The organism is Photorhabdus khanii NC19, assembly GCF_000517265.1.
Taxonomy (GTDB): domain Bacteria; phylum Pseudomonadota; class Gammaproteobacteria; order Enterobacterales; family Enterobacteriaceae; genus Photorhabdus; species Photorhabdus khanii.
In genome coordinates, this window is sequence record NZ_AYSJ01000006.1 from 146,537 (window position 1) to 163,581 (window position 17,045).

16 protein-coding genes and 1 pseudogene (1 of these 17 cut by a window edge) are annotated in these 17,045 nt (G+C 36.0%); 3 read left to right on the forward strand and 14 right to left on the reverse strand.

What is annotated here, in order from left to right; all coding sequences use genetic code 11:
• Positions 1–236: 236 nt before the first annotated feature.
• The 13 genes from PTE_RS07600 to PTE_RS07660 all read right to left on the reverse strand — a co-directional run bounded on the left by PTE_RS07600 (position 237) and on the right by PTE_RS07660 (position 14,453).
• Entirely contained in the window at positions 237–1,388 is a 1,152-nt protein-coding gene (locus PTE_RS07600; protein ID WP_036844637.1) for an alpha/beta hydrolase family protein, read from the reverse strand.
• Positions 1,389–1,407: 19 nt separating this feature from the next.
• Positions 1,408–2,850: an SRPBCC family protein gene (locus PTE_RS22735; RefSeq protein ID WP_051477265.1), complete on the reverse strand. Its 1,443-nt coding sequence runs from the start codon at positions 2,848–2,850 to the stop codon at positions 1,408–1,410.
• On the reverse strand, positions 2,850–4,394 hold the full coding sequence (locus PTE_RS07610) for an ANL family adenylate-forming protein (RefSeq protein ID WP_036844639.1): 1,545 nt from the start codon (positions 4,392–4,394) through the stop codon (positions 2,850–2,852). Before PTE_RS07610 ends, PTE_RS22735 begins: the two co-directional genes overlap by 1 nt.
• A 23-nt stretch (positions 4,395–4,417) precedes the next feature.
• On the reverse strand, positions 4,418–4,666 hold the full coding sequence (locus tag PTE_RS07615; RefSeq protein ID WP_036844641.1) for an acyl carrier protein: 249 nt from the start codon (positions 4,664–4,666) through the stop codon (positions 4,418–4,420).
• A 33-nt stretch (positions 4,667–4,699) separates the two neighbouring features.
• Positions 4,700–5,809: a beta-ketoacyl synthase N-terminal-like domain-containing protein gene (locus tag PTE_RS07620; RefSeq protein WP_036844644.1), complete on the reverse strand. Its 1,110-nt coding sequence runs from the start codon at positions 5,807–5,809 to the stop codon at positions 4,700–4,702.
• Positions 5,802–7,100, reverse strand: coding sequence for a beta-ketoacyl-[acyl-carrier-protein] synthase family protein (locus PTE_RS07625; protein ID WP_081738180.1), 1,299 nt, complete (start codon positions 7,098–7,100; stop codon positions 5,802–5,804). The genes PTE_RS07620 and PTE_RS07625 overlap by 8 nt, the downstream gene beginning before the upstream one ends.
• A 492-nt stretch (positions 7,101–7,592) precedes the next feature.
• Positions 7,593–8,420 carry a cyclase family protein gene (locus PTE_RS07630; RefSeq protein ID WP_036844650.1) on the reverse strand — a complete coding sequence of 276 codons (828 nt, stop codon included), beginning with the start codon at positions 8,418–8,420 and terminating at the stop codon, positions 7,593–7,595.
• Complete coding sequence (locus tag PTE_RS07635) at positions 8,413–9,126, reverse strand: 4'-phosphopantetheinyl transferase family protein (RefSeq protein ID WP_036844652.1); 714 nt, start codon at positions 9,124–9,126, stop codon at positions 8,413–8,415. Before PTE_RS07635 ends, PTE_RS07630 begins: the two co-directional genes overlap by 8 nt.
• Positions 9,127–9,128: 2 nt before the next feature.
• Positions 9,129–9,905: an SDR family oxidoreductase gene (locus PTE_RS07640; RefSeq protein ID WP_036844653.1), complete on the reverse strand. Its 777-nt coding sequence runs from the start codon at positions 9,903–9,905 to the stop codon at positions 9,129–9,131.
• Between the two features lie 557 nt (positions 9,906–10,462).
• A complete protein-coding gene (gene parS, locus PTE_RS07645) occupies positions 10,463–10,909 on the reverse strand; it encodes a type II RES/Xre toxin-antitoxin system antitoxin (protein WP_036844655.1) in 447 nt (148 codons plus the stop codon).
• 141 nt (positions 10,910–11,050) lie between these two features.
• Positions 11,051–12,049, reverse strand: a complete 999-nt coding sequence (locus PTE_RS07650) for an alpha/beta hydrolase family protein (RefSeq protein WP_036844657.1) — start codon at positions 12,047–12,049, stop codon at positions 11,051–11,053.
• A 497-nt stretch (positions 12,050–12,546) separates the two neighbouring features.
• Positions 12,547–12,981, reverse strand: coding sequence for a hypothetical protein (locus PTE_RS07655; protein ID WP_036844658.1), 435 nt, complete (start codon positions 12,979–12,981; stop codon positions 12,547–12,549).
• Positions 12,982–13,247: 266 nt separating this feature from the next.
• Positions 13,248–14,453: an MFS transporter gene (locus tag PTE_RS07660; protein ID WP_036844660.1), complete on the reverse strand. Its 1,206-nt coding sequence runs from the start codon at positions 14,451–14,453 to the stop codon at positions 13,248–13,250.
• 194 nt (positions 14,454–14,647) lie between these two features.
• Here PTE_RS07660 and PTE_RS07665 point away from each other — a divergent pair, with 194 nt between their 5' ends.
• The 3 genes from PTE_RS07665 to PTE_RS26970 all read left to right on the forward strand — a co-directional run bounded on the left by PTE_RS07665 (position 14,648) and on the right by PTE_RS26970 (position 16,621).
• The gene (locus tag PTE_RS07665) at positions 14,648–15,049 is read left to right on the forward strand and encodes a fucose-binding lectin II (RefSeq protein WP_081738181.1); all 402 of its coding nucleotides are present in this window, start codon (positions 14,648–14,650) and stop codon (positions 15,047–15,049) included.
• A gap of 484 nt (positions 15,050–15,533) precedes the next feature.
• A complete protein-coding gene (locus tag PTE_RS07670; protein ID WP_339366714.1) occupies positions 15,534–16,538 on the forward strand; it encodes a fucose-binding lectin II in 1,005 nt (334 codons plus the stop codon).
• Positions 16,508–16,621 carry a fucose-binding lectin II gene (locus PTE_RS26970; RefSeq protein WP_339366715.1) on the forward strand — a complete coding sequence of 38 codons (114 nt, stop codon included), beginning with the start codon at positions 16,508–16,510 and terminating at the stop codon, positions 16,619–16,621. The genes PTE_RS07670 and PTE_RS26970 overlap by 31 nt, the downstream gene beginning before the upstream one ends.
• Positions 16,622–16,705: 84 nt before the next feature.
• On the opposite strand, the pseudogene PTE_RS22740 reads toward PTE_RS26970, so the two are convergent.
• Positions 16,706–17,045: pseudogene (locus tag PTE_RS22740) on the reverse strand (ISAs1 family transposase) (it continues 703 nt past the right edge of the window).

Below are 17,045 nucleotides of genomic sequence, written 5' to 3' on the forward strand. Positions count from 1 at the left end.
ATTTAAATTTTATCTGCCACTCTCTATAATAAACAGCGAACCAAGACAGTGCTTAAGCGAAAGCGCTAACTTTTGTACTCATTTCAGTGCAGCAGCCCAAAGGGCAATAAAAACGAGTCATCCTCATATATATATGTACGATGCGGATCTTACGCACTGTCCGTGTTCACTATTCATTTATAAGAACGCTCTGCAAAAATTACACCAACTAAAATAGGTGTTAAGTGTAAAATAATTTAATTTTTCTTAGCGCTATTTAGCCTGAATTGTTCATTAACCCAATCCAAAACTTGTATCATATATTCGTTTATTTTATTTAAACAAACATGAGCTTCTGATTCATAACATAATAATTTATGATCATCGCCCCACAAGTGGTCTAATTCTCTAACTTTATCAATAGAAAATATATCATCCAATGCTCCATGAACAGTAAAAACCTTTGTTTTGCAAGTTAAAGATACGTCTAATTTTATTTCATCAAAAAGAGACTGCATATTATTATCTTGCATAAAGGCAAACTGAAAATCCGCTTTAAGTCTTCTGGGTAATTTGTCGAAATTTGCTATTTCAGGACCACCAGATAAATTAACTATACAGCAAAATTTGTCGCCAATTTTTTGCGCAAGGCGTAAAGCAAAATAACCTCCGAAACTAATGCCTAAGAAACAGAGAAGGCTACTATTAATTCTAGCATCATCCTCTAATAATTTAAGTATAGAGGTAACATATAATTCCATATCAATAGACAATGGCGATTTTCCAAGGTTTACTCCTTGCCCTGGCCCATCAAATATAGCTACCGCCATACCTTTTTCCAAGAAACATTCTGCCAAAGATAATATTTCAATTTCAGTCATTGAATCCAATCCATTGGATAAAATAACACAAGGCAAAGGATTATTCTCTTCTTCTTTATATCCTTTAGGAAATATAAGGAAGAACGGCATATGAAATTTATCAACAATAATATACTGATGCTCAACCAGCAAATCACTGTATTTTATACCGGATAAAAAACATGAACGAATATATTCTCTGAGCTGGATCTTCCTGCCTTTATCACTGAAATACATAAATTCAGCCCAATGATAACAAGCAGCAGCACTCTTCAGAGCACGAACGTAACTGACTTCATTTTTGGCAGAATTAGCGATGCTGATATAATTATCACCCACTTTTGACCAATTAATCATCCACTCATGCCAGAACTCTTCAGATGATAAATCTAAGTTTTCCTCCTGAAAATGACTCAATGCCTCCACCACATCTCCCCAATGAACCTGAGGCGCATATTGAGAATTTAGGAAAAACAGTCTTGGCATAAAATAACCACAAGTAGAAAAAAGTGCTGCCGAAATTCTATTGGGTTTATTCTTATTATTCATTGTATCTTCCTTTAATTTACTAAATACGAGCGTCTAACCACTCTTTACAGGCAAAAACCATTTTCTTACTATTTTCTGAAATAGCATTCTTCACTATTTCTTGTTGTCTTAATTTATCTTCTGTACCAAACTTAATTGCACATGAATTATGATCTAACTCAACACTATGATTAGAAACAACGAACGAACCACTTCCGCTGATAAATATACGCCATGAACCGCTATGAGATTTTAATACTAATGGAGGCTCTGGTTGAAAATATTCAATCGATAAACTATCTCTATCGCAGAATCGTATGCTACGGAAAGTCTCATTTCCATTTGGCGTTGACACTTCCATATTAAACTCTTGGTGCCTATCATCATTGTAGATTATTTTCACTGAATCACAATGAGGTAATATCTGACTCCAATCGTTGATATTTAAAAAGATATCGTAAACATCATCAACTTGATGAGGAATATAATATCCTGTTGTAAAAGTTAACAAATCTGATTTTTTATTACTTTCTACCTTATTCTTTATACTATCCATCTCCATTTGAGTATTGTCATCAATAAATGAGATAATAAAGAAATTAGCCTGATCATGATTATCAACATCATCAATAATACCACCTACATCATCTAATAAAGACCAATTCCTTTGTACTGTCAGAAGACAACGTTGATCATTAATAGGAATAACTTGCCATCTCCCACTCATTGCCTTTAATAATGGCATAGGTTTAGGCAGGATATAATCAATTCTATAAATAGAATCAGAATAATATCGTTGTGTTTGCCAGCTTACTGTTTTATTATTTTGTCTTGCTTTAATTTCAACAAGTTCTGAATCATCTGTTTTATTTAATACTTCAGCCCCTTCACAAAATGAGAAAATATCTGGCCAATAAGAGACATCTTTAACCAAAGTATATACATCCTTTGCCGGCATCTCACATATCATTGAATGAGTCAGATTTCCGTTTAATTTTTTCCCCGACCATTCATTTGCTTCTACAATATTCTTTATATTATTAAGTTCTTTAACTGAATTAATATCAATTCCTTTACTAATAAACTCATGAGCCTGCTGCGTTGTTTCAACACCATCAACTAATCCTGTTATTTCTGGCTCAATATCATAATCATGCTCTAACATAAGCATACATTGTTGAGAATTGATCTTAATAACCCGCCATGACGTTTCCATTTCTTTGACGAATGTCATTGGCTTGGTCAGTTTTGATTTTATACTGAATGTTTCTGCATGAAATTTACGCTCTGATACCCACTGCATGAGGACACCGTTAATTAATGCCTTAACTTCTATTTTTTCACTGTCTTTATCTCTAAAGATAACCTTCACTTCCTGACAAGGCTCAAATATTTCTGGCCACTTTTCAGAATTAACAATAACTTGATATACCTTTTCTGTTTGTGTATTACAGATGATTGAATGTGCTTCTGAATAATTCATTATTGATTCCTCAATTTAAATAATTTTTTAGGATCGATTGACTTAATTAACGCTGATTTTAGTATCTTATCATTATGGCTTTTCGGAAAAGACTCACCAGTAACATAGAACCAATCAGGCCATTTTTCCTGACTTAATTTAGCACTCAGAAATGATGAAAGAATATTTTCAATTTCAGGTAATGATTTCTTCGATATATCTCCACTCATGCAAGCAACAGGTTGGTTAATAGCCACACCATTTTCATGGAAAGAAAAACCAACAACAGTAGCAACATTCACATCGGGTACTCTTGATAAAATAGATTCAACTTCTTCAGGGTAAATCCTATGTCCGTTAGCACTCATAAATGTATTTTGCTTACGTCCCTTTAAAATTAAATAATCATCGTCATCGATATAACCTAGATCACCGGTAGCAAACCACTCATCAGGAGGAGTAACTTTCCCAGAAATCACATCATAATACCCTTCCATTATACTTTTACCTCTTAGTATAATTTCTCCAATATTATCAGATGAACCGGTTATGGGTTTAATAGCAACTTCCAATGTATTATCAATCTTCCCAACACAATAAACTGAGTCGAGATATCTTTTATCACGATGATCTTGCTCATCCACCCAGCAGAACGGACCATAAGTTTCACTTAATCCGTATCCCTGCATCCATTCACAACCTATTAATTTACGTCCTTTCTCAAGGACACTAGGCGGCATAGCCGCAGCCCCATAAGCAACAATGTGTAAGCAAGTTAGATCGATATCATGTTCTTCTGCCGATTTAACAAATAATTTCATCGACTCTGGGCGTAACATAATATGCGTAATTTTATTGCGGGAAATATAAGCAGGCCATTTCTCTATATTCCTGTCTTCTGGTATAAAAAGTATTGACTGATGTAATAATGCACCGAAAGAGAAAATCACGCCGGTAGTATTATTCAATAAACCTGACATGAATATTTTAGCATCCTGAGTAAACTTTAATTTTTCTGTTACTGTGCAAATTCGCTGGCATACTAAGGATTCTGAAATGCTAATTGCTTTCGGTTTGCCAGTACTCCCACTCGTGAAAAGCACAATAAAGTTAGCAATAGATTGTGGTGAATAGGTAATAACTGGGGTTTCTTCTAGATCATTAGCGCTGATCTCATGATCTGAAACATCAATAACATTAATGCCATTTTCTTTTAATTTTTCGACAAAATGTTTATCTTTTTTAAGATAAACGACAAAATCGTATTGGACTTCATTGGTAAAATTGATCCATTCATCAATTGTCGCTGATGATAAATTATAAGGCATTAACAAATGCAATCCCATAGCACTGGCCGCAGCCAAGAAGAAAATGCCTAATTCATCATGTTCAAATATAACGATAACTTTATTATCTTTATGAATTCCTCTATTTCGTAAATCATCAATTAAATGGGAAACAGAAAGTATTACCTCTTTTCTTGTATAATGAGAATCCTTAGTGATAATACAATCATCATTTAAATTATCACGTTCTGAATGTAACAACATAGAAATTAGTTTCATTTCTGCTTCCCTTTGATCAACAGTTAATTTTTATCACTTAAATTTGCTGAGACGAAATCAAGAACAGCTCTTCCTGTTTCCCAATTACCGAATTGACTTTTGGTCACAGAAATACCAAATTCTTTCCCAATTTCTTTTGCTAAATCAGCTAATTCCGTGGAATCCATATCATAAGCTTGAGCAAGATCTGCATCCATATTGAAATCATCAAAATTAATATTAACAAAAGATGATAAAATAGTTTTTATTTTTACTTCTGTATTGTTACTCATATATTTCACCCGAATATTTAAATATTTTAGAGATTAAATAGCTGAAAAACTCAACGCACATACATGACCTTTGTTACTGAGACGCTGAATGACTATTTGATTAGTATTTGAAAGTTCATTTATTGTAATAGGCTGCTGTTCTCCATTATTTTCTGACAAGAATGATGAAGCCAGGACTGAATCAATCACACCACTGACCGAAAATTGATTATTTAAATAAGGTCTCAGATTTAAAAAAGATGTTTTTATATCTTTATCTAAAAATACTTTACTCGTCATTTCCTTTTCGTCATCATATATTCCGTCCATAATAAATGCAGAATTCTCATTATGGCTGAATAGTTCAGCAGTATATTCCAAGGTGTCACTTCTTGTATTTTTATCAGGTGAAAAATAATCAATAAAGCCGGTTAATTCACACAATATCGAAGCGCCACGTTCTAAAGCGTGCTGCATTTCTTCTATAACCATAAATGCAGCACCTTCCGAGAAGTTTTCGGGTAATTTCTTGCCAAATATTTCAGAGTTTCTCTGCGTTGATCTCTGCTCCAGTAAATTTTTAACTAATGGGCTCGAAAGATGTTCTGACGCACCACATAACATAACTTCCGCGACACCATTAGAAATAGCTTCAGCCGCATAGCCTATTGCTTGTATTCCCGCTACATCCGATGTAGAAAACGTTTTAGATTGTGCACTAAAACCATAAAGAAGTGATAATTGCCCCTGGAGTGCAGCGGGAAACCATGCCGTAGCGACATAAGGCCCCATTCCCTGAATTCCTTCAATATGGAGCGCTTTAACTTCATCTTCAATATGTTTCCATCCACCAAAGCAATTTCCAACATATATCCCGACGCGATTAGGATCAATCTTGTCTAAATCTAATTTACTCTCTTTTAATGCCATCTCGACGGCGACGATGCCATAAATAGAAAAGTCATCAATTTTGCGCTTTAAGCGATTATTGATATATTTTTTTTCATCGGGATCACTCAATGTCCTTATTACAGGGTTTGAGTCCATATTATTTATTGAATTTTGACCCAATAGTTTCTGAATCAAATTTGACTTGATGGATGTAACATCCTTGCCATCAGGATGTATTGCACCAACACCGGTAACAACAACTCTTCTACGCATTGTTAACTGCCCTCATAACAATAACACTGTGAATACCGGAAAAACCACTGGATAATTTTAACGCGGTGTCAATGGGATATGCGCAACCTTGATTAGGGATATAATCTAAATCGCAATCAGGATCCGGGGTTTGATAATTAATTGTTGGGTGAACATATTGCCTTTCTATTTCCAGGCATAATGCAACAGATTCTATCGCATTAGCGGCAGCTAAAGCATGACCTGTCATTGACTTTAATGAGTTAATTGGAATATCAAATGCTTTTTCCCCCAAAATAAATTTAATTGCATTTGATTCATTAATATCATTTTGAGCCGTAGAACTTCCATGTGCACTAATATAATTTACTGCTGATGGGGCAACCTTGGCATCTTTCAATGCCATATCAATGCATCGTGCCATTGCCAATCCATCAGCGGGCAAATCCGTCATATGATAAGCATTATTGACTGATGCATACCCCACTAATTCAGCATAGATATGTGCTCCACGCTTCTTTGCATGTTCATAAGACTCTAAAACTAATATTCCACACCCTTCTGCAATAACAAATCCATCACGTTCAAGAGAAAAAGGACACGTTGCCGATTGCTGATTTTCCAACTCTCTTGATGACAACGCCCCTAAGGCCTCAAAAGAGCCAATAGACAGCGGACAAAGCGGAGCTTCACTTGCGCCAGCCAGCATGACATCCGCTCTTCCATTACGGATATGCTCAAGAGCAATACCTAAAGCATCAAGTCCTGCCGCACATCCCGTTGATATATTACTCACCGACATGGATGCACCATATTTTTTCGCCACAGAGGTTGCCGCAGAGCTGAAATCAAAGCTATCGTAATCCTCTTGTTGAATTAAATCAGGGCTGATCTCTTCTTTGCCTCCATTGGTAATTCTGAGCAAACACTCTTCCATTCCAGCAGCATCAGCAATAGCGGTTGCTATTGCAACACCAAAACGTTTAGTGTCAATTTCTGAAGACATTAACTTTGCATCTTGCATTGCCATCTCGGACGCATCCAAAGCAAATTGCAGATATTTATGCTCACTTTGCAAAACAAACTCTTTGTTATTGTTATCGACATCAGCATCGGTATCGCAAACTTTTCCTATAGCTCCGCTTTTGAATCCGAATCTATTTCTTCCCCATTCATATTCACTGATCCCCGATTTCCCGTTATGAATATTGTCCCAAAATTCATTAACACCAATACCCGCAGGCGAAATAACACCTAACCCTGTCACCACCACTCTCTGCGCTTGAGATTCATTTCTGTTATTTATTATCACAATAGTTATCTCGATAGAAATAGAATACAGACTTATTCAGGTAAGTTTTATTCACATAAAATTTACCCATTTTTATTTAAGAAAATCCCTATCTGAAAGTAGTTATCTCAAACTACTTTGATTAGCTTTAAATTAATATTTGTCATATATATATTTGTTCTTTATCTCCTAACCAAAACTCTTGAAAATGAGCACCAGGCCCAACTTACATATCAATTTGCTTCTCTCACCGACTTCCCATCTGCCAAACATACAAGAATGGCATGAATACCCCAGATTAAACCAAATTGAGTTAACTCCATTCGATCTTTATGTAGAATAATCCAGCCTTTTTCTTAATCGCTAAATTTATCCTCAAAAACCATCCAGAAAGGAGATGACAAATTTATTACAATAAAGCTGATATAGCTGATCACAATAAAACACAGCAAAGATAATCTATTTTCCGCTTCTTTATAATATACTCACAACGCATTCAGTTTTATCAGTCAGTTATACATTATTATCAAATATTGCAACAACCCGACTCCATGAAGCATCCGCTTTCTCTAATTTTATTGGAAAACAACACACTTTAAATCCATAAGGTTTAGGGATACTGTTTAAATTACAGAGTCGTTCTATTTGCAAATAAGGATGATCCCGTCCGATAAAATGAGAAGGCCATAAGCAAGCTTTATTCCCCGTCTTTTTATAATCGTTAATCATCGCTATAAAGGGCCGATCAAAACTGAATGCATCTGTTCCAATAATCTTTACGCCTTGCTCTACTAACCATTGAACAGCACTGCTTTCAATAGCTCTATAGTGAGTAAAATAGGATTTTGAACCTACTAATTTATCAGCGCCAGTACTTATAAGAACAATATCATTTTCTTTTATTTTATAATTGATTTTCTTTAACTGGTTTTCTATCGCCTGTTTATCAATTAATTGATCATTTTGGCTAAAATCAAGTAATACACCATAACTATAAAACCAATCTAAAGGAATATCGGTAATTGTTGCCGGCTGCTTTTGCCCTTTACGCCACCCATAGTGATAAGGTGCATCAATATGCGTTCCGGTATGAGTTGTCAGTCGATAATACATAAGTGATAATCCCATATCATCAGGGAAATCACGATGATCAATTATCCACTTTTTGCGTTTGAAGAGTTTTATAAAGACTCTTTTCCACCATGAACTGGTATGGAAATACAAATAACTCTCACCTAATTTATTGGCACCTTCTTTATGATCGACTATTTCCCTCGTGACTTTTTCAGGCTCCCAAAAATCACTATCTATAGGAACACTTAAATCAATAATATTATCCATCTTTGTTCCTTATAATTTCAGAGTAATTTATTCTCTTAATATTCGGAGTGGGAATTATCTTCTTTTGAGACAAAGCACAAACAAATTCCTGATGATGAATTAGCAATGTACTTTCCTCCAGTTCTCTCATATTTTTCACAGAAACAGCACTATTAACCAATAGCTCTTCATGCAAAGTCGAAGCAAATAATTTAATATATGCTTCAAGTCTAACCCAATAATATAATGATATTAAACAATAATAATTTTTAAACCCGGGGCTGACACCTAATGATTGTTTTAACATGATACCTTTCATATATTCCAGTTTTTCATCCTTAATAAAATACTCAACAATTTCTGAGATTTTTATCTTAGAAGGAGTGACTTCAATATCAACACCCATCTCTCTTGAACTAAGGCCAATAGCACAATAGTTTCCTGAGGCACTCAGTGAAAAATAGTATTTGAAGTCTTTCTCCGTGGATATATAAGGTTTTCCGTTATCATTCGTTATTATTTCATAATCCGATAGATATTGATTTAAAACATAACGCAATGCAACCCTTCTAAATATAAACTTTTTTCTTCTATCCGCTAAACAGATCTGATTATAGCGAGCAATATCATAACCATAAACTAACTGCTCAATAGACGCTAAATCAATATCATCGATTTTTACAATCCAAAGATCAAAAAAATCAGATGATAAAGAGATATTTCCCATGATTAGTAATTACCTAATCCACCACACACATTAAGCGCCTGAGCGGTTACAGCCCCAGCGAGCGGAGATGCGAGATAAGAAACCATTTCAGCAACTTCATTAGGTTCAACATATCTTCCGATAGGAACACGTTCTTCTACTCTTCTTTTCGTTTCTTCTTTATCAGTACCCCAAATCTTAGCGTAATGTTCTCTGACACGCACGGCCATGTCGCTTTCAACAAACCCAGGGCAAACTGCATTAACGGTGACGCCTGAACCATTACGCGCTAATTCAAGCCCCAAGGATTTGGTAAGACCGACAACACCATGTTTAGAGGCGGAATATGGCGTACCATAAATAACACCTTGCTTACCGCCGGTTGATGCAATATTGATAATTCTTCCACCCGATAGCATTAGCTTTCTTGTCAGAACTTCATGTATGACAAAGTAAGTGCCATTTAAATTAACGTTTATTACATTTTGCCAAGTTTGAGGACTTATTTCAGCGGTAATTCCACCACCGGAAATACCTGCACAATTCACTAGTACGGACAGCTTATTATTTTCAAGCTCAAGTTGATCAAAAGCTTTGCTGACATCTTCATGATCAGAAACATCACAAACTATTTTTTTTGCAAATTGATTACCATATTTATTACGTAGCTTACTAATTGCATTATCGAGACGATCAGGCGTGCGTGATAATAATATTGGCTCAAAACCATCCTCAGAGAGTTTTTCTGTAATTGCGAAACCAATATCTCCTGTCGCACCAGTAATAAAGGCATATTTCATCTGAATTATTCCTATCGTTATTTGTATTGTTTTTATTTACAGAAACTACGACTACCGCTTACATGTATTATTCATAGATTAGTGACAATTTCTGTCAGCATTAACAAAAAATATTCACAACATTTCATTTAGATCAATAATATGCTAATGTTATATTTACAATATCTTATAATATCATTGCATTTTATAATATCACTATATAAAGCTATCATGTTTTTTAATAAAGTAGTCTTTTAGAGTTATGTTTCACTATTAATTAATACTTATATTCATAGGAATATAACCATTTAATCTAAAAAACAGGTGATGCAAACCGATATCCGGCATATCAATATTGGTTATAAAAAATAGGCGAGGTACTACTTAGAAATGTTATTTAATCGAGGATCAAATAAATGGTCAGTGATAATCACACTATTTAAGAAAGGTCGAAAACCAGGATGCTGTGGATTAACAAATAGGTTATTCTCTTGGAATTCCAACGACCCCGTGCATCTGGGCTCCGTAGCTTATCCACGCTGAAGCCTTATATTTCTTCTTAATAATCCGATACGCAATCATGAAAAAACGCCATGTTCTAGTCGGCCAATAAGATCCAACACTTCCAAGGCACCGCTTTCAGAATCAATCATACTTTCTGGTGTTTCACCGCCGAGAGCCCGAACAGGCCTACTCATCCAATTAACTGCTTTACCTTTATCACCCTCAAACAAGGCAACTGCGGCATCAATCACACGAACCAAGCGTGCAATGCGTTCGCTTTGATCTAGGGATAGTGTCTGTGGCCCAGATTTTCGGCGAGACACATTTCTGGTACTAATTCCCGCCATCTTGAGGATGTTAGATTTCTTAAAACCAGACCATACATGAATTTCATCAATAACAGACGTTGGTAACCCTTTTCTGAGTTGAGCGACAAAATTCGGCCCACTGCTCGCATTAAAACCAACAATGCGCCAAAGTTGATCGCTTACCGGTTTATGTGATGGTGTATATGTACGCATAATACCTCTGTAAAAACATAGCTTTCTGTAATCACGCCTTCATTTTCCATAATATCCACCTTAATCAATACCAGAGCTGAATAAGCAAAACCATACCAAATTTAATATAAAAAGAAAATTATTCACAATAAGCGATGAACACTACCGCCCCTTTAACTGTACATCTAAAAATTTAGCCATATCAGCATTCATTATTTGGTGAACAACGTGCCGATCAATACCAGGTGGATCTTGGCACAACTCTGGCGCCCTGTTAGCCAAATTAACAGAACATGGCGAAAGAAAGACAAAATGGCCTGCCCCTGGAATCATTCTAAATTCAGGTAATAATGGCAGTGTTCGGATAAGCGCAATTGAATTATATTCATTATCAAGCTGATTATCTTTCTCCCCAGCATAAAGAAAAATTGGAGCGTGGATATTTTTTACTGATTCAGTCGAAAAAAAGACACTTAATGGCGCCATCAAAACAAATGCACTGATACGGGGATCAGGCTTAGGCAAAATATCAGGACGATCATTTTCGATCTTTCCTTTATCTTCGCAAACAGGGGCATCCAATCTAGATGAACAATATTCCTCCAGGCGTTGAAAATCCGCTTGTGCACCTGCAAGAAACAGCCCCGTTCCCCCACCTGCCGAGAATCCAATAAAACCAATTTGATTACTGTTTATATAAGGTGCTAAGGATGGTTCTTTTAAAGCCGCAGTGATTGCAGCAGAAACTTGTAGAGGACGACCATAAATAGTACTGGTAGCCCCAATACCAGATGCATCTTTATAATTATCCCCCGGATGTGAAAGAGTTATAACAATGTAGCCTCTTTTAGCAAGATAACTGGCAAGATCATGATGTCCCCACAAGCTTCCTAAATTACCATGGGAAATAACAACAAGAGGGTATCGCCCTGACGTAATTTTGGCCGAATTAATTGCCCAAATATCGTCAGGCCCGACAGAACTTATTCCTTCTCCTTGTGTTGAACTGGGATAAAAATAAGCAACCTCCATTGGATGATGGCTGATGGGATCAAGAACAGCAAGGCGTTTAAATCCGGCATTTAAGTATTCCTCCGCATAAGCAGAGATACTGCATCCACATAAAACCAGTAAAATGGCTAAAATAGGAGGTAATTTCATTCTTACTCCGAAAATTCACAATATTAATGTTAAAGCACCATAGCCAAATCTAATATGGTTCAGCTTCAAACTAAAGCTTCATTTTCGCTTAATTGATCAAAATACCCAACAGCATACAAAATTTACTCCCACTGATCATTGAAACTACAATTTTACCCTTACATAGCTAAAATCCCCCAACCTCAACAGCAAATAATGACCATAATTTATTATCAACCAAAATACAATAACGACAGAAAACACCAACCAAAGATAAAATTTAAGATTATGTAGGTAAGAGGACGGTAAATAAAAAAGCTCAATGAAATCTACGCGTATCGGTATTCTAATGATTTAACCTTTTACTCGAACAGAAACCTGCCTGATAATCAATAAATCTGGATTATAAGCAGGAAAATCAAAAATACTAAACAACACGCGGAGAAATATTTACGTTCCAACGAATGTATATGGATACAACACTTTATCCGATATATTTAATATCTTATAGTGAGATGCTATATCATTTTCAGGCCAATATTATTATCATTAAGTTCTAAAGTCAGTATCTTATTGCCTCCACCCCGATTACTGCCAGGGATCTCTACTGCATCATCATAATTGAATGCTCTATTTAAAGAATACTTAACAGCATTTTCATTTGGTGGATTCCAATAATCCTGAAATATCCAAACATCAATTTCAGATTTACATTCTCTGCCAGTATAGAGATGAATTGCCTTATTGGGTTCATACTTATCACCTATCCAGGGAGCCCATAAATCACCATGCCATTCAGACATCTTATCCACAGTAAAATTCTTTCTGGCAATATATCCATGCTCAATGACAAATATGCAAGGCGTTTTATTATAAATGGATTTAATATTTGTCACTCCCGCGATAATATTAACAGCTGGTTTATTCTTAGTGTCAATTAATTTCTCTTCCATTGTATTCACCTATATTAATTAATAAGTTCAATAATAATCATGATAGGATTTCTAATAGCTTCATCCTTTCGCACACTCTCACCCAGCATTGGCTCAAATTATTCTCTAATGATAATTCCCTCCAGTGACATTATACTTTCAACAACATTCCATTTTTATTAATTACGCCAATGATCTTATATCAATGATTAGCCTTAAACTTAAATATAGCTCAAAATTGCTATTTTAGCATTAAGGCTAGATCACATATCTATCGTTGTTTTCCTTTAACCGTTACTGTAAGAATTATTCATTAAACTCTTAGCATCTCTTTTCAACACTTGAGCTAATTTTCTGACGTATATCGGTAATATTAGAGCGCTAACCATAGACAATATGAAAATAGGCTGTACGCTCTCAGCAGTAATCGCTTTACCACTTAAGAAGATAGAAGAGAAGAAAAACACCACACCGGCACCCAGATTGGATAACGCCATCTGAAGGGCACCAAAACCTGCACGATTTTCAGGCGTCGAAGCATAAGAAGCCAGCACGTTGGCCGCCATCACCTGCACATAAGTCGCGAACATAAAAAGGGCAAAGAATATATATCCGTTCATTTTCCCCATCAATCCCAGAAGGATATTAGCAATAAATAAAGCTGCCGCCGCGATGGTAATTTTCTGAGGAGGATATTTATCACAAAGCTTTCCAGTTAAATAAGTCCCCAACCAGGAAGCCAGACCACCAATAAAGAATACCAGTGAAACCCGCTCTTCCGGAACATAAAACACATTTGTTAATAGTGGGACAAGTATCGGAATCAGCATGAAGGGACTAAAGTTACTGACACCACTTGCTAACCCGGCCAATGCTATTTTTTTTGTCAGCACAATTTTATTCTGGCTATTTTTTATCTTCTCCGCGCCTGGAATACAGTAGAGGATCAGAGGCAAACTCACGATGCATAAAATAACAATCAATAAAAAAGGAATTTTCCAGGTGAAACTCGTCGCCAGATATAAACACAGCGGCATACCTAAAATACTCACGAATGAAAAAGAGGAAAACGCAATCCCCAGTACCTTTCCCCGCATATTTTCTGGGGAATTATTCAGTAAGATCCCAATCCCTACCCCCAATGTCACTCCACCAAATAGACCAGCAATCATACGCAGCAGAATAAGTTGGTATGGCTCTGAGGCAAAAATTGTCAGGAAAGTAATCAGGCCGAGAAGTAACGTGTTTAGAATGAGAACCTTTCTTTTATTAAAGCGATCGATAAAGAAAAAGGATGCCAAACCAGAAAAGACTGAGGCGAGAACATAAGTACCGGCAATCACTCCCGCCATAGTCACAGGCATGTGAAAATCATCGCACATATACACAAAAAGCGGAGTCACCATCATGTACTCCAACGCATTAATAAACTGAACTAATGCGACAACTATCGCAATAATAACTATCTGATTGTCTTCAATTAACTTTGACACTATGAATTCCTATTCCAGTTGGCGTAAATTTCATCGATGTAGAAAGCAATTTACCTCACTCACAGATTAAAAAAAAGCCCGGTGTATCATCACAGTAAGTGCCTAACGTAACCAGACTTCTGAAGCGACACCGAGAATAGCAAAACAGAATAATCAAACAACGACAATGTTTGCCCTACACGGGCTTGTGGAAAATGGAAAAGGTCAATGATCCTTGTGCTCCTGACAAACCATCCAATTGTGGCGGAGAATGCGGTACCAATGACACCGGTAAATATTGCTTCCAGTTACCTCAAAGTATCCGGTTTGACCTGACAGCCTACGATAATACCGGCACTCATCAGCAAACTGTAAAAGTGTATATTGGCAACCTTCTGGTAGATAGATTAACCAGAAGAGGAACAGATAACGTCATTGGCGTTAAAACCTATACAAAAGTCTGTATCGAAATTGTAGGGGATGGCAAACCATGCAAACTCCGTTATGCCTATAGCCCACTCGACGAAAAACCGGGGACAGTCATCATCGGTGCTGAAAATGGTATTAATAATAACTACAATAACAGCATGGTGGTATTGAACTGGCCGTTGTTGTAAATTGCAAATTTCTTAGTGAATTTCACCATAGATAGAAATAAGATTTATCAATAAATTAAAGCGGTGTTATGCCGATTTTTTCATAATAAAATAAAAACATTACAAAAAAATAACATTATCCTTTATCAAAAGTAAAAAACCATCAAAACCATTAATTGAATATATATTTAAGGAAGATAAAAAACACAAAATAATATTTTTTCATCTTATTTCATTCATATATCCATCACCTTTATCATATATTTATTTTTTTTACAAAAATATTGCGACATTAAATCCATTAATGATTTGTTAACATATAATCTTGATCCTAATAACCAGTAGAGTTAATTTAAATAATGCAAACAATCCTGTAGCATCAATTAGGCAAGTAATACAGCAGAATTAAAATAGAATTTCTTAGTATCATTCTTGCCTTATTTTAGCTAAAACAGGAAACTTGCATAACACGTTAAAATATAATTATCAAAAAGGACATATAATAATGAATACAAATACCTACCTCTTCCTCAATACAGAAAATATTAAATATTATGATGACCCACAAATAAACAAAGGGACCACTCCACAGCCTATCAGTAAAGATTGGCCTAACCTTCCTAATGAGTTTCAAAGACATATTGACGATGTGATTAACTTAAATGGTTATTTGTATTTTTTTAAAGGCTCGCAATATCTTAAATTCGATATAGCAAAAGCACAGGTAAGTGAAGGGCCAAAACCAATTGTGGATGGGTGGCCTGGATTAAAAGGAACCGAATTTGAAAACGGAATAGATGCAGCCACAGAATGGGTAGATACAAAACAAGATATTGTTTATTTCTTTAAAGGAAGCCATTATATCGGTTACAAAATCAGTTCACACACGATTAATATGAATACTATCTCAGCCGGATGGGGAACAACTGAAAAATACGCAGCGTACAGTAATAATCTAGAGTCCGTTGTTTTATGGAGAAATATTGCCGGCTATTTTATTTACTTTTTCAAAAACAATAATTACATCCGATATAATACGAAAACAGGCGCTATTGATAATGGACCTATACCCATCCAATCTGGTTGGCCTGGAGTAACCTTCAACAAAATTCAAGCCGCAGTATCAGTTGACGCAGATTTGTTAGGCAGTAAGCGGGACAATAATAGTGGAAATTGTGGAGTATGCGGTACCAATGACACAGGTAAACACTGTTTTGAATTACCTCACAGTATTAGATTTGGCCTGACAGCCTACGCCAATACAAGCACTCATCAGCAAACTATAAAAGTGTATATTGACAACCTTCTGGTAGATACATTGACCAGAAGAGGAACAGATAATGTCATTGGCGTTAAAACCTATACATCAGGTACAGGTAAAGTCTGTATCGAAATTGTCGGGGATAGCAAACCATGCAAACTCCGTTATTTCGATAATACCCTTGACGGAAAGCCTGGAGCCGTTAACAACGGCGCGAAATGGTACAAAATAACTATAATGACAGCATAGTGGTATTGAACTGGCCGTTGTTGCAAATAGCAAATTTCTTACTAAACAAAATAACAGCTATGCACATTCATCTCTATACTTGACCCAGGGCGGGATTCCACTGTGAATTTAATTTAATCAAAGATAAAATGGCTACGAAATTCTCCTGACCAAGTCGCTCTTCGACGTTACCCTGCTTGACTATCTTTTATACTCGAATTTTGTTTAATCACATTTAATGCTATTCGATTAAAAAGACCCATTTGTGCTGCACCATCAGGATCTTTAAGCGAGATAGCATCTTCCCGAAAGATGACCTCCAAAACCCAGTGGAGCTCATTTTCTACTGACCAATGCTTTCTTATTGGCGTGGCAACCCGCTCCACATCTAAAGGCAACGAACTCACATACCAGCGTGAATCACGATGGGCTGGTTGGCCTTTTACACTGCGTTCACTGACCACTTCGATAACAGACTGTATTGATGGCCATTTTTCCTGAAGAGCCGGTGGCCATGCCGAANNANNT